Genomic DNA, 17,284 nt, shown 5'->3' on the forward strand with positions numbered 1-17,284 from the left:
CCGAAATGGCTTGGAATTCGTGTTCGGGCAAAGCGGTACCGGCGCGGTATCGGGATCGGGGTGTCAGTCGACTTTGATGCCGGCGTCGTCGATGACTTTCTTCCAGCGGGCCGAATCCGAGCGGATCAACTCGCTCACCTTGGCCGGCGTGCCGCCCGCGATCTCGACGCTCAGGTCGGCGAACCGGGCCCGCACCCCGGGCTCCTGCAAGATGGCATTGAGGGCCTGGTTGAGTTTTTCGATGACGGCGGGGGGCGTGCCGACCGGCGCCATGAACGCGTACCAGAAGGAAGCGTCCAGCGGCTTGCCGCCGGATTCCACCACGGTGGGAATATCCGCCTGGCCGGGCAGGCGCCGCGCGGAGGTCACGGCCAGGGCGCGCAGCTTCCCACCCTTGACCATGGGCATGGCTTCCGGGACGAGCGCGATCATCATCTGCACCTGGCCCGCCATCAGCTCCTGCAGGGCCGGAGCGCCGCCCTTGTAGGCCACGTGGACGGGATCCACGCCGTTCTGGCGCTTGTAGTACTCCATGGCCAGGTGGCTGGGGGTGCCGTTGCCGGCCGAACCGTAATTGAGCTTGCCCGGGTTGGCCTTGAGGTAGCTGGCCAGCTCAGCCATCGACTTGGCCGGCACCGCCGGGTTGACGACGACGACGCTGGGCACGCTGCCCACCAGCAGCACCGGGGTCAATTCCTTTTGCGCGTCGTACTGGAGCCTGGGGCCATAGAGGCCGGGGTTGACCGCCAGGCCCGTGAGCGTGGACAGCAAGATGGTGTAGCCGTCGGGGGCGGCCTTGGTCACCGTGGTCGTGGCGATCTGTTCGCTGGCGCCCGGCTTGTTCTCGACGATCGCGGGCTGGCCCAGACGCTGCGTGAGCCGCTCGCCCAGGCTGCGGGCGATCACGTCCGTGGAGCCGCCCGCGGCGTAAGGCACGACGATGCGGATCGGCCGGGTTGGGTAGTCCGTCGCGGAGGCGGACGTGATGCCGGCCAGCATCAGGGCAGCGGCAAGAAAGAAATGCGTTTTCATGGCGGTTTCCTGGTTACCGGCCTCCCCTCGAGGCCAGCTGTCGTTGGGTTCTGCGATTGTCAAAAACGGCGCCGGGCAAATCCAACGAAAAATTTCTCGCTGACTTCATCGAAAAAATCGATGAACAAGAACATCACGCCGCAGAGGGCAGGGATTCCAGGTAGGCCACCGCTGACGCAAGCACGGACTCGGTGAGGGCCGAGCTGGGGTCCTCGCGGTAGCTGGCATACAGCGGCAGCGGATTGAGCTCGACATCCACCGTGAGCCTGCGCAGCGGCGCGCGCTGCGCCAGGCGGGCCGCCGACGATGCCGGGAGCGTCGCCACGCCAAAACCACCCTCCACCAGCTGTGCCATCGCCGAAATCGATGAAATGGCGTGGACACGGGGCATCGGCAGGCCCTGGCGTTGGAACAGCTCCATCAGCGACTGGTGGGGCTGCGATCCACGCTGGAAGGTGATCAAGCCCAACTGCGCGAGGTCCTGCAGGGTGTAGTGCCTGCGCCGGTGTTGCTGCGCATGGCCGATGAAGGCCATCGGCATCGAGGGCAATGCCCGCGTACGCACCATGCCATCGACGGCAGGCAGCGCGCAAAAGACAAGGTCCTGCACGCCGCGGTTCACCTGGTCGACCAGCACGGGCGAGGTCTCCACCGTCAATTCGAGGGCGAAGTCCGGGTGCGACTCGCGCATCTGCTGCAGCCAGCCCGTCAGCCAGGTGTGGACCACCGATTCAATGGCTCCGATGCGCAGGGCTACCGGGCGCTGGGCGTCACTGCCCATCTCCTCTTTCAGCTTGCGTTGCAACTCCAGCAGCGGCTTGGCCAAGGCGTGGAATCGCTGGCCGGCAATGGTGAGCCGGAACTGGCGCTCGCGGCGATCCAGCAGCACGACCCCCAGTTCATCCTCCAGGGCCGCGATGCGCGCCGAGAGGGCAGACTGCGTGATATGCAGCTTCTCGGCGGCGCGGGTGACGCTTGAGAGTGCAACCGCCCAGTGGAACGCTTCAACGAATCGCAGGTTCATGGATACCCCCGGAAATTCGGGGTTTGGAATCGACAGTCGGCCGGGACCGAAGGCCAATACTTTGGATCTATGCAAGTTCCCCGGCGCTTGCTCCTTCGGGATTCTAGTGAGGGGCCGGTGCGCCATCGCACCGGGAGCGTTCGTTGCCGGGAATCATCCAGCCGGCCGGCTGCGGCCGGCTGCGGCCGGGTGATGCCGTCACCGTGGGCTGCTCATTTTTTGAGCACTGCGCTCCGAGCCAGTAGGGATGCGGGTCTCGCGTGATTTCAGCCAGGCTATCCACAGCTTGGCCCACAGTCCGTGGGGGCAACACGGTAGCTCTTTCAATTTACATGCCGCCTCTGGCGGCCGGTCGTGCGCTGGACAGGTAATTGCGGATGACTGATGCCCACTTTGCAGCGATTGCAGTCGGCCGGACCGCAGGCCTGCACCCGCAGCCAGGAGACATTGCGGTCCATCGTCGCTGTCTCGAAGTGCGGGAAGCGACGACGGGTGTCGAGGATGGAGCGGACCTGAGGCATTGCCGAGTCGCGTCCAGAGCCACTTGAAGGTTCAAAAAAAAAGCCAGCTTGCGCTGGCTCTTCTCGATCATCGGTCAAGCATCAGTAGCTGCGACGCGAATCCCCATAGCCGCCGCCGTGGCCGCCGCTGCGGGGAGGACGCGCCTCCATCGGACGCGCGATGTTCACGGTCAGGTCGCGGCCTCCCATGTTCTGGCCATGCATGCCACGGATGGCAGCCTCGGCCTCCTCGCTGCTGGACATCTCGACGAAGCCGAAGCCCTTGGAACGCCCGGTATCGCGCTCCATCATCACCTTGGCAGATTGAACCTGGCCAAAGGAAGAAAACTGCTGCTGCAGATCGTTGTCGCGAACCGAGTAAGAGAGGTTGCCGACGTAAAGTTTTTTGCTCATTTTGGAGCCTTCCAGAAAAGGTGCACTCCGAAAATCGGGTGCAGGTTGAGAACGGTTATTGAATGAAATCAGTGCTTGCGTTTGAACGCAGGTGCGCCGCAGCACGGGGTTGGCGGTTTCGAGCGTCACGCGGCAACGGGAGGCAGGCAGCATTTCGTCCACCTTGCCTCGCATCGCGAGCAACTGCCATTGGGTCATGGGCCCCTTGAATCCGAGGGCTATGCCAGTGAGGCGGGGTTGAGCAGCCAGTGGCGGCCCTGCGCAAGCGCATACATCAGCGCGCTGTCCTGCGTTTCGAACTCGGGCTTGAAGGCGTAGACACGGTCATGTGTCTGGCTTCCCCTGCCCCTGCGGATCGACAGAACCGCAGTGTGTTGATCAGGGCCGTGCGAACGGCTCAGTGGTGTGATTCGAAAGTCGCCGGCGGCGAATGAATGGGTATCAGCAGATGACATTGAGAGGGTTGATATTCGGGCGCACTTAGCCCGGATTCATGCCATCGCGAATCGCGACGGAGCATGGGCAACGACGACCGTGTGAAGGTCGCCTGAGTGGAGCTTGCCTGGGGAGAAGTCAGACCACCGACGAGAGCCACCGGGGAGTGGAGCGCCGTGGAGGTGTGCGGTTTTGGGGTACCGCTGCCCGAATCGAACCTGCTTGCAGCATGGGAAAGCAAAATTGCTGCAACCCTTTTATCTTACCTCCCTTTGGAGATATGCGCAACCGGCGTCTGAATGTGTCCGGAAGACCTGCATGGGCGCCATCGGACTCGTCGCTCTCGGGATCGCATTGCACCGCGCGGTGTCGATGCCGGATTCCGAACCCTTGGCGGCTTTCCCATACATTGAGCCATCAGCGGTTTTTGAAACACCCGGAGAACTCCATGCCGTACCTCCAGCTTGACGTCGCGCGCAACTACCCCGTCCTGGAGAAGAAGCGATTGGCAGCGGCCCTGTGTGACACGTACGCCCGACTCATGTCGGTCGACATCCGTCGAATCAGCGTGGCGATTCGGGAACTGGGTGAGGGCGGCCTTTGGCGCATCCCTGAAGCCGGCGCGGAGCCCGTCGAGGTCGCGATGCTCATGCTCGACATTCGCCGCGGACGGCCTGCCGACCTGCGCATGGAAGTCGCCAAGGCGCTGTGCGCCCATTGCATCGAGATCCTGGGCCTGAGGGAAGATCGCCTGAACGTGGAGTTCACGCAGCACGATGGGGATGAGATGTATCACCCCACACTCGGCGGCTACAGCCCTGACTGGAAGCCGGGAGAGGCTTGAACTTCAGCATGCGCCAGTGAGTGGCACAACGCCAAGAGCCATCGGCGCGAGGGAGGCCTGTCATCGGCCACTGCCAGCCGACGAAGACAGTCGGTTCGTGGCCGGCGGCGGCAGGCAATCGGCGGCGAGGCCGCCGAAGGCTCAGCGGGTGGCGGCCCAGAGCAGCGTCCCGTCCGAGAACACCATGAGGCCGTCGATCATCAGGTGGAAGGTCGACGGAGCCAGCCTCAGGACGACCCGCCGTCCCGCGAACGATCCCGCCATCAGCGCCGATCCGGCGACCAGGCCCTTGATCGCCACGGTGGCAGGCAGAGCGTCGAAACCGCGGAAGGTCGTCACCTTTGCGAGGTACACCGCGAACGAGGCGAGCGCCACGGTCCCGAGCAGGCTACCCTTGCCCAGCCCGTACATGGTGAACAGCGGCACCGTCAGCGGCCCGGTGGACACGACGATGCCGGTCAGGAATCCCAGCGGCCCGGACAGCAGCGCGAGCTGAGCGAGCGACAGACGCACCTGCCTGTGCGCGAGCCAGCGACGCATCGGCACCATGCCCAGGAAGAAGACGCCCAGTGCCGACTCGATGACACCGGCCGGCACGGCGAGCAGCGTCCGTACCCCCAGCGCAGCGCCGGGGATCGCGGCCAGGCAGTAAATCCAGGCTGCGCGCCAGTTGACCTCGACTCGCCATGCGATCACACGCCCGAGGTTGCCCAGGATCGCGGCGATCGCCATCACGGGAACAGCCTCCAGAGGTCCCCAGGCGAGGACGAGTGCCGGCATCAGGATCATCGAGGAGCCCGTGCCGACGATGCCGCCCACGGTCCCTGCGAACAAGCCGATGGCGAGCACGATGGCGAAGTCCATGATCCTCGGTGTGAACTCAATGGGGCGGGGGCCGGTGCGCCGTCAGCGGCTCGTGCTGAGCGCATCACGACGGGCCGATGTTACGGCAGCGGTTGACCGACAGCCGCAGTCGGCTCGCGGCGGGCGAGCGCCGATTCGAAGACGATGCCCGGATCGCGATCGGGAACCGGAGGAGCCGGTGCCTGGCTTCAACGCCCGCATCGATGGCCCGTGCCGGATCTGCCTTTCCTGGCATTGCAATGGGGCCCGCGATGTCGAGATCGTGGAGGAGTTGAACATGGCCGTACCGCTCGGCGAAATCCACCCCGGTGAGATCCTGCCGGAGGACTTCATGAAGCCCATGGGCCTCACGGCGCGCCAGCTCGCGGCCGACATCGATGTCTCCCCCTGCCGGATTGGCGACCTGGTCCACGGCAACCGTCCCATCACGGCCGATACGGCCTTGCGCCTGGCCCACCGGACCTTGCAGGCGAAGATCGCGCTGCGGATCCGGGTGCTCCAGGCCCAGGCAGCCGCCTGAAAGCGCCCCCGGCTGCCCGGCCATGCAGCCTCAGCAGCCGCCCTGTCCGGCCCGCTAGCATTGAGGTTTGAAGCCGCGACGCGGCCACCGAACCCCTCGAGGCCCCAAGACATCCCTCCCACCGCCAGCGACCTCCTCGCCCAGGGCCACACCCCGATGAAGGGCCCAATACCGGGGTGTGACTTTCTAAGGCGTATCTGGAGCGGGTCCTGGCAAGAAAGTCAGTCAGGCAGCCTCCATGTGGCGCCCTCGGGTCGCGGCTGCGCATGATGGCGAACGAAGGGAAGTGGCAGCCGGTTTTCTGCACTCGAGCAGCTGGAAGTCACGCCGCGTCGACCTGTGGCCGATTCACGCGAACGTCTACAGCGCAGCGGGAGCGGTCCCTCGCGGCCACCTTGGCCGATGCCTGCTCCCGACCCATTGCAGACAGTCGTCTACCGCCTCACGTGCCGACTGATCTGCGTCTTCCATTCTTCTAATCGGAGTCTTCAACTCAGCGCTTCGAGGCTGGCATGAGGCGATCACGCAATCCAGAGGGGGCTAATTTCATCGGCGTGCGGTGCCGAGTCCATCCTCCCTGCCAGTTGGGCGTGAACCCCCTGAAGAAGCGTCCCCATCGAATCAGGTTGCGGTACAGGCCAGGGCGCTCGTTTATCCATGCCCAAGTTCGCCAAGCGAGCACTTCCTTCCAATCTCGGGCCCGACCTTGCCCCGCTAGTTCGGTTTTCCCCGGCTGTGGCTGATGCTTGGCGGCCGTGCGCAACTGCATCAGCAGATCAGGGATTGGGATACCGACTGGGCAAACCTCACTGCAGGCCCCACACAAACTGCTGGCAGTGGGTAGGTCTTGGGTTTCCTCCAAGCCCATGAGGTGCGGGGAAATGATGGAGCCGATGGGTCCGGGATAGGTGGTGCCATAAGCAAGGCCACCGATGCGGGCATAAACCGGGCAATGGTTCATGCAGGCACCGCAGCGAATGCACTGCAGCGTGGCGCGGAAATCCTCGTCCTGAAACGCCTGGCTGCGCCCGTTATCCAAAAGGATGAGGTGCATTTCCTGCGGCCCGTCGAGTTCGCCCTCCCGGCGCGGACCGGTGATCGCATTGAAGTAGGTGGTCACCGCCTGCCCGGTGGCCGAGCGGGTCAGCAGGCTGAACAGGGGCAGCACATGCTCGAAACGCTCCACCACCTTTTCGATGCCAGTGATGGCAATGTGCACCTCGGGCAAGGTGGTGCACATGCGGCCGTTCCCCTCGTTTTCCACCAGCACCAGCGTGCCCGTTTCGGCCACCATGAAGTTCACACCCGACACACCGATTCGGGCGTCACGAAACTCCTGGCGGAGTACCCGGCGGCCAATGGCAATGAGTTCGTCAACATCCTCCGTGTAGGGGGCCTGATGAATCTTCTCGGCGAATAGCTCGGCAATTTGCTGCTTGGTCTTGTGAATCGCCGGCATGATGATGTGGCTCGGCCGCTCCCCCGCCAGCTGGACGATGTACTCGCCCATGTCCGACTCCAGGCAGTTGATGCCGTGCTCGGCCATCCGATGGTTGAGTTCGATTTCCTCGCTCACCATGGATTTCCCCTTGATCATGCTCGTGGCGCCATGTCGCCGAGCAATGGCCAGGAACAATGCATTGGCCTCCTCGGCGTTGGAGGCCCAGTGCACCTGCACGCCGCGGTCCGTGAGTTTGTGCTCCAGCTGCTCCAGCAGGTCGGGCAGACGCGACAGGCTGTAGCGCCGAATGGCTTCCCCCACCTGGCGCAGCTTTTCAAATTCGATCCGATCACTGAAATGCCCGGACCGCTTGTTCTGAAGGAAGTCCATGGCGCTGCGAAAGCTTTTTCGCAGCAGTGGATCATCCACCGCCTGCTGGGTGTTGGCCTTGAATTGACGAGGATGGACAAAATGCAGGGGCGCCTGACCTGGGCTGCCCGAGGATGCGGTGCGATGAGCGCTCATGATCATCCGGCAAAGTGTTGAGTGAAGTCATCGATCAAAAGGATCACCAGATCCTTTGGACCGTGTGCGCCGTAGGCCAGCGTCTGTTGAATATCGGCAGTCTTGGAGGGGCCGGTCACCAGCAGAAAATTGGTCGGCAATTGCTCCTGAGGACGCAGGGCTTGTATGGCTTTGGCCAAGCTTGCATGAAGCGTGCTCGCCCTGAGCAGGGCGATGTGAATGGGCGGCACCAGAGAAAGTGCACGCGGCTCATGCCGGCCAGGCAGAATCACCAAGGTGCCGGTATCGGCAATGCCTGCGGTGGCCAAGGTGATGCTCGCGTCCACCTCGTCAAACAGCAGGCCGCGCCATTCATCGACAGGACGCTCGAGTGTGATGGCATGGCGCCCACGCAAAGCGTCATCCATGCCCGGCAGCCCGAAGACGACCGGGCCCATGGCTATGCGGTGGCAGCGATGGCGCTGCAGCACGTTCCTGAGGGTCTCGGCCCATTGGCGCGTCGAGGTGCGGTGCACTTGTGCGCGCCATCCCGAGGCGGCTCGCTCAAAGCTGTCCATCAACGACAGTCCGGAGGCCGATTCAGCGACACCCTGCCCCCAAGGTCCCGCTTGATAGGGCCGTAGATCCGGCAGGGGCAAAGGCTGCGCGGGCTGCGCGCGGCGCAGCTTCCGCAGGATGGCGTCACGGACGGCAGAATTGTGCTGATGCATCGTTGCCTCGAAGGGATCAAGTCAATCGGTCACTTGCCGGGCCGCATCCGGAGCGCCCAAACGCTCGCGTATGAAGCTGGCCAGATGCACCACCCGAGGCAGCGCTTCGCCGGCTGCGCGGCGCTTCTCCGCAGCGTGGTGGAGATTCATCAGGCATCCGCAATCGCCGCTCACCAGCACCTGGGCTCCACTGTCTCGGATGCTGTCGAGCTTGTCGTTGACCATGGCACCCGAAATGGCTGGATGGCGTGCGGAAAAGGTGCCCCCAAAGCCGCAACATTCGGCGGCACGGGCTTGCTGGACCATTTCCACTCCAGGCAGGCCGCGAAGCAGGGCTTCGCTGGACAAGTGGCAGCCCATCTCACGGCGCGCCGAACAGGACGTGTGCAGCGCCACCTGAAGCTTTGGCGCTTGGTGGCCTGGATTGTGGGAGGCCAAGCCGAGTACATCCCGTGCGAAATGGGTCCACTCAACCACCCGAGCCGCAACGTCTTCGGCCTGTGCCAGCCGTCGAGGATCGTCTTTGAACAGGCGCGGCCAGTGATGCACCAGCATCCCCGCACAGGACCCTGACGGCACCACGATGGGCCAGGGCTGCGGAAAGATATCAAGCTGGGCGCGAGCAACACGCCGGGCTTCCTCATTAAAACCACTGGTGTATGCCGGCTGGCCACAGCAACTTTGAGCCTCCGGGAAATGCACCACGATGCCGGCGTCAGACATCAGCCGGATGGCATCCAGGCCAGCGCCCGGCGCCATCAAATCGATCACGCACGTGGAAAATACATACACGTCCCTAGGGAATTTAACTTCTACGATTTGACTCATTAGCTTTCTTTCGCTGTTCGCTGAAATGATCCGACTGAACCGACTTCCCCCCATCCATGCCCTGGCTGCCTTTGAAAGCGCGGCCCGATTGGGGGGCTTCGCGCAGGCGGCCGTCGAGTTGTGCATCACGCCCAGCGCAGTGAGTCACAGGATCCGACTGCTCGAGTCCCAGTTGGGAGAGCAGCTTTTCGAGCGGTCGCCCACGGGTGTGCGCTTGACGGCAGCCGGCCAGCGCACCCTTGCGGGTGTACGTGAAGCCTTTGACCGGTTGGCTCACCTCTCCCGGGTGGAAGCGCCCAGTTTGAGCTTGAGCGTGGGAGTGCCACCCACGTTTGCACGCCATCTGCTGATTCCCCGCTTGCCGGCCTTCTACCAAGACTGGCCAGATATCGAGATTCAGATCGACGTCGCTGCGCCCATGCAAGACAAGCACGGACGGCATGATGTGGACATTCGCTTCGGCAAAGGAGACTTTGATGAACGCGCCTCGATCCCCCTGTTCTCGGATCACCTGCAAGTCCTGGCCAGTCCCGAGTACCTGAGTCGACGTTCTCTCGTCCAGCCCACGGACCTCCAACCGGGCGATCTGCTGCGCTCGCCCTTGCTGCCCTGGCAACTGTGGCTGTCGGCCGTAGGGGTGAACGGGCCCGAACCTGGCCGAGGCGCGCTTTTCACCGACCTGGGTATCCTGCTCGAAGCTGCTGCCAGCGGCTTGGGCGTCGCGCTGTGTCTGGCCCGGGTCGCCGAGCCTTTCATCGCCCGTGGACAACTGGTGCCGCTGTTCGACCAGGCAGTGCCGTCGCCCCACACCTACCATGCTCTGGTGGACGCCGAGACCGCCCAGCGTCCTGAAGTGACCGCCTTCACCGACTGGCTCAAGACTTCTCTGGCCTGAAGCCTGTCGTTGAGTGAAAGTGTTCAGCATGGCAGAGCAGCGGCCGTCCATGTTCAGTGAATCACCATCTGCGTGAACGGCCAGACGTAAGCCTGAAGCGTCACGAAGATACCCACCAGGCAGGCCAGCGCGATGGAGTGGAAAAACACGTAGCGCAGGATGTCACCTTCGTGGTTGAACCAGCGCGTGGCAGTGGATGCCACAACGATGGATTGCGCATCGATCATCTTGCCCATGACGCCCCCCGAGCTGTTGGCCGCGCCCATCAGGTTCGGGCTCAGACCCAGTTGCTCGGCCGCCACCTTCTGCATGCCACCGAACAGGACGTTGGAAGCGGTGTCCGAACCCGTGAGCGCAACACCCAGCCAGCCCATCAGGGTTCCGAAAAAGGGGTAGAGCCAGCCCGTATTGGCAAAAGCCAAACCGAGCGTGGTGTCCGTGCCCGAGTAGCGCGTGAGCGTACCCAGGGCGAGCATCAGGACGATGGTCAGCAGCGAGTAGCGAACCAGCCACATGGTGCGGAAAAAGGTGCGCACCAGCGCCACCGGGCTGTACTTCATCACCAGACCGCCAACAATGGCTGACAGCAGGATGCCGGTGCCTGTGGCCGAAAGCAGGTTCAGGGTATAGATCGCGGCTTCCTTGTGGGGCTTGGGCACCACCGGAGGCATCTTCTCGATCAGGTTGTGCAGGCCTTCAATGGGAAATGCCGGGGCAAAGATGCCATTGAAATACTTCTTGACCTCCGGCAGGCCCCAGATGAACACGAACACCGTCAGGATGGCCCAGGGCGTCCAGGCACGGATGACTTCAGCCCGCGAGTGCTGCTTGATCGCCTCCAAAGGCTTGGCCTCTCCGCCAGCACTTTCGTGCCCCTTCAGGGAGACGGAGGTCCAGATGGTCTTGGGCTGCCAGACCCTCAGGAAGCTGACCAGTGCGGCCATCGACACAACAGCCGCAATGACGTCCACCAGTTCAGGGCCGATGTAGTTGGACACCAGGAACTGGGACACGGCAAAGCTCGCGCCCGTGACCAGGATGGCCGGCCAGACTTCCCACATGGCCTTGCGTCCGGCAAAGGCCCAGATCAGCCAGAAAGGGACCAGCAGCGAGAAGAAAGGCAGTTGGCGGCCAATCATGGCCGAGACCTCCATCAGGTCGTAGCCGTGCACCTTGGCCAGGGTGATGACCGGCGTGCCCAGCGCGCCGTAAGCCACCGGGGCGGTGTTGGCGATCAGGCTGAGGCCCGAGGCGGCCAATGGGGAAAAGCCCAGGCCGATCAGGATGGCCGCGGTCACAGCGACCGGGGTGCCAAAGCCGGCGGCTCCTTCAAAGAAGGCGCCAAACGCAAAGGCGATCAGCAACAGTTGCAGGCGCCTGTCCTGGGTGATGCCGGCAATTGAATCCTGCAGCACCTTGAAGCTGCCATTCTGCTCGGTCAGCTGGTGCAGAAAGATGATGTTCAGAACGATCCAGCCAATGGGCAGAAGACCGGTCAAGCCGCCGTAGAAGGCGGCATTGCCGGCCATGCTGGCGGGCATGCCATAAGCGAAGACCGCAATGGCCAGAGCCGCGATCAGACCGAGCGCCGCTGCAATGTGCGCCTTCAGGTGGAGGAATCCCAAGCCCACCAGCATCACCACCACGGGGATGGCGCCGAGCAGGGTTGAAATGACCATGTTGCCGAATGGATCGTAGACCTGTTGCCACGTCATCGCTGTTCTCCTGTTGTCGTGTGCGCCGGTTTGCGAGGCCGTGTGAGCCTTGCTCCACCCCGGCTAGATTTATTCATGGGGCCTGCCCAAAACAAAGCCACTTGGCCAAGCCGGCGGTGGCGAATGGTCGATGAGGCCCCGTCTTGGAGCAAACGAATGTTTTTCAGCGCCCCGGGATTAAAAAGTCTCAATGCGGGTTAACCCTTGTTTTTGAACCGGGCAGCTTCCTCAGAACACATCCAACTGGTTGAATCACGCCGCCTGACTCAGGTCGTCAAAACGCGGCGCCTCGCTTCATCCCATGTCAAAGAAGAATCGACCCATGATCGCTCGCCCCATTCGTTCCCTGCTGATCGCCAACCGAGGCGAGATTGCTATCCGCGTGATGCGCGCCGCCACCGAAATGGGCATCCGAACGGTGGCTGTCTACGCCACCGAGGACCGCTTTTCATTGCACCGTTTCAAGGCCGACGAGAGTTATCTGATCGGTCTGGGCGAAAAGCCAATCGCTGCCTACCTGAACATTGCCGAAGTCATCCGTGTGGCCAAGCAAGCCGGTGTAGATGCCATCCATCCCGGTTACGGATTCCTCTCGGAGAACCCTGACTTTGCAGACGCTTGCGCAGCCGCAGGCATCGCGTTTGTGGGTCCCTCAAGTGACGTGATGCGTACGCTGGGCAATAAAGTGGCCGCCCGAAACCTGGCGCAGTCCGTGGGCGTGCCGGTGATGCCGGCCACGCCACCGCTCCCCCAGGAGGCGGGAGCAGCCAAAGAAATGGCTCGCCAGATCGGCTACCCAGTGATGCTCAAGGCCAGTTGGGGCGGTGGCGGACGGGGTATGCGCATCATTGCAAACGACGAGGAATTGATCACGCAGATGCCCGTCGCCAGAAGCGAGGCCTTGTCTGCCTTTGGAAACGACGAGATCTACCTGGAAAAGCTCGTCCAGCGAGCCCGCCATGTCGAGGTGCAGATCCTGGGTGATACCCATGGCCATCTGGTGCACCTGTTCGAGCGCGATTGTTCGGTACAGCGTCGGAATCAAAAAGTGGTCGAGCGAGCGCCGGCCCCGTATCTGGACGACAGCACACGACAGGCGCTCTGTGACGCGGCTCTGCGACTCGGCCGTGCCGTCAACTACACCCACGCCGGTACCGTGGAGTTCCTGATGGATGCCGACAGCGGCGATTTCTATTTCATCGAGGTGAATCCGCGCATTCAGGTGGAGCACACCGTCACTGAGCAGGTCACGGGTATTGACCTTGTCAAGGCTCAGATCGCTGTTACCCAGGGCGCCGCGGTCGGCGTGGACGGCGGGGTGGTGCCCGCGCAGCAAAGCATCCGCCTCAACGGTCATGCCCTGCAATGCCGGGTCACGACGGAAGATGCTGAAAAGAATTTCGCGCCCGACTACGGCCGCTTGTCCACCTACCGCTCAAGTGGGGGCTTTGGAGTTAGGCTGGACAGCGGCACGGCCTACTCCGGCGCAGTCATCACGCCCTACTACGACAGTCTCCTGGTCAAGGTCACCACATGGGGAGCCACTGCACCCGATGCGATTGCCCGCATGGACCGCACCTTGCGCGAATTCCGCATCCGAGGCGTGGCGACCAATTTGCCGTTCCTCGAGAACGTCATCGCCCACCCACTTTTCCAGAGTGGCCAATGCACCACACGCTTCATCGATCAGACCCCCGAGTTGATCCAGTTCTCCCCCAGGCAGGACCGCGCCACCAAACTGCTCAAGTACCTGGGCAACGTGACCGTCAACGGCCATCCGGAAATGAAGGGGCGCGTGTTGCCGACGCTGCCTCTGTCCGTGGCGGTCAAGCCTGAATACGACCTGTCGCAGGCACCTGCCCCCGGTACCCGTGATCTCCTCAGGCAGCTCGGCACGGATGGGTTCATTGAGTGGATCAAGGCCCAGGAGCGCGTGTTACTGACAGACACCACCATGCGTGATGCGCATCAGTCGCTGCTGGCAACACGCATGCGCAGCAAGGACATGGTCGATGTGGCGCCGCACTATGCCCGGCTGTTGCCGAACCTGTTTTCGCTCGAGTGCTGGGGCGGCGCCACCTTTGACGTGGCAATGCGTTTTCTCCATGAAGATCCCTGGGATCGCCTGGCTCAGCTGCGCGCCTCCGTACCGAACCTCCTGCTCCAGATGCTGCTGCGCGCCTCCAATGCCGTGGGCTACACCAACTATCCCGACAACGTCGTCCGATTCTTTGTGGAGCAGGCAGCCAGGAGCGGGATTGACGTGTTCCGGGTCTTCGACTCGCTCAATTCAGTCGACAACATGCGCATGGCCATTGATGCCGTGCGAGAGTCGGGTGCGATCTGCGAAGCAGCGATCTGCTACACCGGAGATCTGTTCGACGAGCGTCGGCACAAATACGGCCTTGGGTACTATGTCCAGATGGCCAAGTCCCTGGAAAAAGCAGGTGCGCAGATGCTGGCCATCAAGGACATGGCCGGCGTGTGTCGCCCTCGTGCAGCAGCCACGTTGGTCCGTGCGTTGAAGGACGCCACGGGCCTGCCCATTCATTTCCACACGCACGACACCAGCGGCCTGGCCGCGGCCAGCGTGCTGGCCGCTGTAGAGGCCGGTTGTGACATCGTGGACGGCGCCATCGACGCCATGAGCGGCCTGACCTCTCAGCCCAACCTGGGCAGCATCGTGGCCGCGCTGGACGGCAGCGAGCGAGACCCACAGGTAGACCGGGAGGCGTTGCGCGGCCTCTCGCACTACTGGGAGGGCGTGCGTCGCTACTACCTACCGTTCGAAAGCGACATCCGAAGCGGCACATCCGACGTCTACCGGCATGAGATGCCTGGTGGCCAGTACACCAATCTGCGTGAGCAGGCTCGCGCGATGGGGTTGGAGCACCGCTGGCCCGACATCGCCAAGGCGTACGCCCAAGTCAATCTGCTTTTCGGTGACATTGTCAAGGTCACACCCACCTCCAAGGTGGTGGGCGATATGGCGCTGTTCATGGTGGCCAATGACCTCTCGCCTGAGAGCGTCCTCGAGCCGGGTCGCGACCTGGCGTTTCCCGAATCGGTTGTTCAATTGATGCGTGGCGAACTCGGCTTTCCTGCGGATGGATTCCCGTCGGCTCTGCAGGCCAAGGTACTCAGGGGCCAGGCTGCGCTCGTCGGACGGCCAGGAGAACACCTGCCACCGGTCGATCTGGAAGCACAGAGGCGCCAGGCCGAGCAGGTGCTGGGGCAATCGGTCAGTGATCAGGATCTGGCGTCCTACCTGATGTACCCCAAGGTCTTCCTCGAATACGCCAGACACAGAGGCCACTATGGCGATGTCTCCACCATCCCGACACCAGCGTTCTTCTATGGATTGCAGGACCACGAGGAGATAGCTGTCACCATCGACACAGGCAAGACCTTGCACGTGCGCATCGATGGACGTACCCCGCCCGACGATGACGGCCAGTGTCGCCTTTTTTTTGAGCTCAACGGCCAGCCCAGGATGGTGCGCGTGCCCATGGCCGGCGCGTCATCAACCGCCAAGACGCTCAGGCAGGCCGACGACGGCAACCCGGACCACATTGCCTCGCCCATGCCTGGGAGCGTCAGCCGCGTGGCCGTCAAGGAGGGGCAGAAGGTCGAAAAGGGCGATGTGCTCTTGTCAATCGAAGCCATGAAGATGGAGAGTCTGGTCGTTGCTGAGCGCGCTGCGACCATCGGGCGCATCCATGTCAAGCACGGAGACATCGTGACCGCCAAGGCATTAATGATGGAGTTGGAGGCCTGACAGGTGCTATCTGCTTGAACGTGCTGCGCACAGAGCCTGAATCCAATCGAGAGCCAAAAGCGACGCCTGATTCTGGCGGTGATTCCTATAAACCGGGCTTCGCGCAATGGACCTGCTGCATGAAGCGCCAGTGACACATATTCCTGTGGTGGGTCGGGCCTCCCAAAACGGGAGCTGCGCCTGCTCGATGTTGGCTGTTCTCATCATTTTCTGAGCTGGCAGTGTTCAACGGCGGCTATTGGCCGATCACAGTCCCTTAGCGATAGCGTTCCAGGCGACCGCTCCCAGCCTGAAGCGGTCTCTCTTGCGCGGTGATCCAACTTCCGATCCTGGCCGTTGTGAAACGCTCGCCCGAACCCGGACATCGCGAAGGTGGCCCAGTCGGGTCCGCCGAGGTCGTGGACCAGCTATCCAGGATGTCCTTCCGCACAGCGGCCAGCCGCGAGCCGGAGGACTTCCTCAGCGTCCTGACCAGCGACATGGGTTGGACGAGCGACGTGGCCCGCACACGGGACATCAAGCCTGAGTGAGGCGAGCCGCGTCAGGGCTCCAGTGCCAGCCAGATCTCGTTGCGACGCAGGAACCAGGGCGTGAAAGGCGGGTTGTAGCGCGAGAGCGTGGGCTCTCCGGACCAGCGCAGCTGCGCTTCGCGCAGCACCGATTGCAACTTGCCCAGGTGCTCGTCGAAGTTCGACTGGGACCAGAAGCCCGAGTAGCGGATCACCGCGACTCGCCGGGCCGGCACTTCGCGCAACTGCACTCGCGCATCGAGCGGCTCGGGCGCCTGGGACAGCGTGATGGCCTTCGGCAGGACAAACTGCACGACATAGCCACCGGGCGCCTGGGACTGCGTCACCGGTGCGGTCATCTCCATCCTCATGGGCTCGGCCGTCTGCGTCACGGGGGCCGTCATCTCCAGCGACCGGGCCCCCTTGTTCTTGCCAAAGATGTAGGCCGCCAGGATGGGAAAGGCTTCATTACCCGCCCGGTCCGCCGTCGTGGCCAGCGTGACCTGGGCCACGACATAGGGCGCGTACTGCCTCAGCTCCACGCCGTCGATTTCCTGCAGGACCTCGTAGGCAGGTTCTTCGATGGCCAGGGCGAAAACCGGAAGGCAGGCCAGGAGGGCGGCAACCAGCAGGGATCTCATGGGGGCTCCTGTGTGAGCGGGGAGGGTCAAGCGCGGCCCGCGGACCACCACGCATTCACGCTCAGGCACAGGCATGCGACCGCCGTCAGCCGCCAGCGCAGGGGCAAATACCAGCCTGGCAACTGCGCGTGAACGGCCAGGCGGCGGTCCTGCACCAGGTGCAGCACGAACCCGGCGACAAGGACCAGCAGCGGCATGGCGCCTGCCTGCATCGCGGCAGGCCAAGCCATCAGGGCCGGCACGACACTCCAAGCGAAGGCCCGACGCCGCAGCGCCGTGTCCAGATGCGCAGCACTCATGGCAACGCCCCAGTGCAGCGCGCCCACGAAACTGAGGATCACCGCGCCGTAGCCGGCCAGTGCGCGGGACCAGACGTCCGCATGCGGGGGATCCACCTGCGCGAGCAGGGCCAGGGCCACGAACGGCACCAGGCCACCGTAGCCGAGGCAGGCGACTTCGACAGGGGGAGCGGTGTTGGCGTTGGTCATTCGAGTTCGGATGGGCAAGAACCGTCCGACGGTAGCAAAAGTCGACGGAACCTGCCGAGGCCCCCCGGATCCCCCGCCACGACATACCGAGTGCCCTGGACGCCGTGTTCCTCCAGGCCGC

14 protein-coding genes are annotated in these 17,284 nt (G+C 63.3%); 4 read left to right on the top strand and 10 right to left on the bottom strand.

Annotated elements, in window-relative coordinates; all coding sequences use genetic code 11:
• Positions 1-63: 63 nt before the first annotated feature.
• The 3 genes from ACT80S_RS02725 to ACT80S_RS02735 all read right to left on the bottom strand — a co-directional run bounded on the left by ACT80S_RS02725 (position 64) and on the right by ACT80S_RS02735 (position 2,970).
• Positions 64-1,032, bottom strand: a complete 969-nt coding sequence (locus ACT80S_RS02725; RefSeq protein ID WP_377412276.1) for a Bug family tripartite tricarboxylate transporter substrate binding protein — start codon at positions 1,030-1,032, stop codon at positions 64-66.
• A 133-nt stretch (positions 1,033-1,165) separates the two neighbouring features.
• The gene (locus tag ACT80S_RS02730) at positions 1,166-2,056 is read right to left on the bottom strand and encodes a LysR family transcriptional regulator (protein ID WP_377412278.1); all 891 of its coding nucleotides are present in this window, start codon (positions 2,054-2,056) and stop codon (positions 1,166-1,168) included.
• 602 nt (positions 2,057-2,658) lie between these two features.
• On the bottom strand, positions 2,659-2,970 hold the full coding sequence (locus tag ACT80S_RS02735; protein ID WP_377412632.1) for an RNA recognition motif domain-containing protein: 312 nt from the start codon (positions 2,968-2,970) through the stop codon (positions 2,659-2,661).
• An 883-nt stretch (positions 2,971-3,853) separates the two neighbouring features.
• Here ACT80S_RS02735 and ACT80S_RS02740 point away from each other — a divergent pair.
• The gene (locus tag ACT80S_RS02740) at positions 3,854-4,249 is read left to right on the top strand and encodes a tautomerase family protein (protein WP_377412281.1); all 396 of its coding nucleotides are present in this window, start codon (positions 3,854-3,856) and stop codon (positions 4,247-4,249) included.
• 141 nt (positions 4,250-4,390) lie between these two features.
• On the opposite strand, the gene ACT80S_RS02745 is transcribed toward ACT80S_RS02740, so the two are convergent.
• On the bottom strand, positions 4,391-5,113 hold the full coding sequence (locus ACT80S_RS02745) for a TSUP family transporter (protein ID WP_377412283.1): 723 nt from the start codon (positions 5,111-5,113) through the stop codon (positions 4,391-4,393).
• Positions 5,114-5,291: 178 nt separating this feature from the next.
• Here ACT80S_RS02745 and ACT80S_RS02750 point away from each other — a divergent pair, with 178 nt between their 5' ends.
• The gene (locus ACT80S_RS02750) at positions 5,292-5,633 is read left to right on the top strand and encodes a HigA family addiction module antitoxin (RefSeq protein ID WP_377412285.1); all 342 of its coding nucleotides are present in this window, start codon (positions 5,292-5,294) and stop codon (positions 5,631-5,633) included.
• A 493-nt stretch (positions 5,634-6,126) separates the two neighbouring features.
• Here ACT80S_RS02750 and ACT80S_RS02755 read toward each other — a convergent pair whose 3' ends face one another.
• The 3 genes from ACT80S_RS02755 to ACT80S_RS02765 are packed head-to-tail and all read right to left on the bottom strand — an operon-like array spanning position 6,127 to position 9,137.
• A complete protein-coding gene (locus ACT80S_RS02755; protein ID WP_377412287.1) occupies positions 6,127-7,599 on the bottom strand; it encodes a LutB/LldF family L-lactate oxidation iron-sulfur protein in 1,473 nt (490 codons plus the stop codon).
• A gap of 2 nt (positions 7,600-7,601) precedes the next feature.
• Positions 7,602-8,309 (bottom strand): LutC/YkgG family protein, encoded by a 708-nt coding sequence (locus ACT80S_RS02760; protein WP_377412289.1) that lies wholly within the window; start codon positions 8,307-8,309, stop codon positions 7,602-7,604.
• A gap of 21 nt (positions 8,310-8,330) precedes the next feature.
• The gene (locus tag ACT80S_RS02765) at positions 8,331-9,137 is read right to left on the bottom strand and encodes a (Fe-S)-binding protein (protein ID WP_377412292.1); all 807 of its coding nucleotides are present in this window, start codon (positions 9,135-9,137) and stop codon (positions 8,331-8,333) included.
• 25 nt (positions 9,138-9,162) lie between these two features.
• Between ACT80S_RS02765 and ACT80S_RS02770 the strand changes: the two genes are divergently transcribed.
• Complete coding sequence (locus ACT80S_RS02770) at positions 9,163-10,032, top strand: LysR substrate-binding domain-containing protein (RefSeq protein WP_377412294.1); 870 nt, start codon at positions 9,163-9,165, stop codon at positions 10,030-10,032.
• 53 nt (positions 10,033-10,085) lie between these two features.
• On the opposite strand, the gene ACT80S_RS02775 is transcribed toward ACT80S_RS02770, so the two are convergent.
• A complete protein-coding gene (locus ACT80S_RS02775) occupies positions 10,086-11,747 on the bottom strand; it encodes an L-lactate permease (RefSeq protein WP_377412296.1) in 1,662 nt (553 codons plus the stop codon).
• Positions 11,748-12,069: 322 nt separating this feature from the next.
• On the opposite strand from ACT80S_RS02775, the gene ACT80S_RS02780 reads away from it, so the two are divergent.
• Complete coding sequence (locus ACT80S_RS02780) at positions 12,070-15,525, top strand: pyruvate carboxylase (protein ID WP_377412298.1); 3,456 nt, start codon at positions 12,070-12,072, stop codon at positions 15,523-15,525.
• 541 nt (positions 15,526-16,066) lie between these two features.
• Here ACT80S_RS02780 and ACT80S_RS02785 read toward each other — a convergent pair.
• Both ACT80S_RS02785 and ACT80S_RS02790 read right to left on the bottom strand, forming a co-directional pair.
• Positions 16,067-16,675: an SOUL family heme-binding protein gene (locus tag ACT80S_RS02785; RefSeq protein ID WP_377412300.1), complete on the bottom strand. Its 609-nt coding sequence runs from the start codon at positions 16,673-16,675 to the stop codon at positions 16,067-16,069.
• 26 nt (positions 16,676-16,701) lie between these two features.
• A complete protein-coding gene (locus ACT80S_RS02790) occupies positions 16,702-17,163 on the bottom strand; it encodes a DUF3429 domain-containing protein (RefSeq protein ID WP_377412302.1) in 462 nt (153 codons plus the stop codon).
• Positions 17,164-17,284 lie beyond the last annotated feature (121 nt).

The organism is Ramlibacter sp. MAHUQ-53 (genome assembly GCF_052600055.1).

Excerpts from the sequence above, each read along its gene's own strand:
- ACT80S_RS02725 (WP_377412276.1), bottom strand. The coding sequence starts at position 1,032 with ATGAAAACGCATTTCTTTCTTGCCGCTGCCCTGATGCTGGCCGGCATC.
- ACT80S_RS02730 (WP_377412278.1), bottom strand. The coding sequence starts at position 2,056 with ATGAACCTGCGATTCGTTGAAGCGTTCCACTGGGCGGTTGCACTCTCA.
- ACT80S_RS02735 (WP_377412632.1), bottom strand. The coding sequence starts at position 2,970 with ATGAGCAAAAAACTTTACGTCGGCAACCTCTCTTACTCGGTTCGCGAC.
- ACT80S_RS02740 (WP_377412281.1), top strand. The coding sequence starts at position 3,854 with ATGCCGTACCTCCAGCTTGACGTCGCGCGCAACTACCCCGTCCTGGAG.
- ACT80S_RS02745 (WP_377412283.1), bottom strand. The coding sequence starts at position 5,113 with ATGGACTTCGCCATCGTGCTCGCCATCGGCTTGTTCGCAGGGACCGTG.
- ACT80S_RS02755 (WP_377412287.1), bottom strand. The coding sequence starts at position 7,599 with ATGAGCGCTCATCGCACCGCATCCTCGGGCAGCCCAGGTCAGGCGCCC.
- ACT80S_RS02760 (WP_377412289.1), bottom strand. The coding sequence starts at position 8,309 with ATGCATCAGCACAATTCTGCCGTCCGTGACGCCATCCTGCGGAAGCTG.
- ACT80S_RS02765 (WP_377412292.1), bottom strand. The coding sequence starts at position 9,137 with ATGAGTCAAATCGTAGAAGTTAAATTCCCTAGGGACGTGTATGTATTT.
- ACT80S_RS02770 (WP_377412294.1), top strand. The coding sequence starts at position 9,163 with ATGATCCGACTGAACCGACTTCCCCCCATCCATGCCCTGGCTGCCTTT.
- ACT80S_RS02775 (WP_377412296.1), bottom strand. The coding sequence starts at position 11,747 with ATGACGTGGCAACAGGTCTACGATCCATTCGGCAACATGGTCATTTCA.
- ACT80S_RS02780 (WP_377412298.1), top strand. The coding sequence starts at position 12,070 with ATGATCGCTCGCCCCATTCGTTCCCTGCTGATCGCCAACCGAGGCGAG.
- ACT80S_RS02785 (WP_377412300.1), bottom strand. The coding sequence starts at position 16,675 with ATGAGATCCCTGCTGGTTGCCGCCCTCCTGGCCTGCCTTCCGGTTTTC.
- ACT80S_RS02790 (WP_377412302.1), bottom strand. The coding sequence starts at position 17,163 with ATGACCAACGCCAACACCGCTCCCCCTGTCGAAGTCGCCTGCCTCGGC.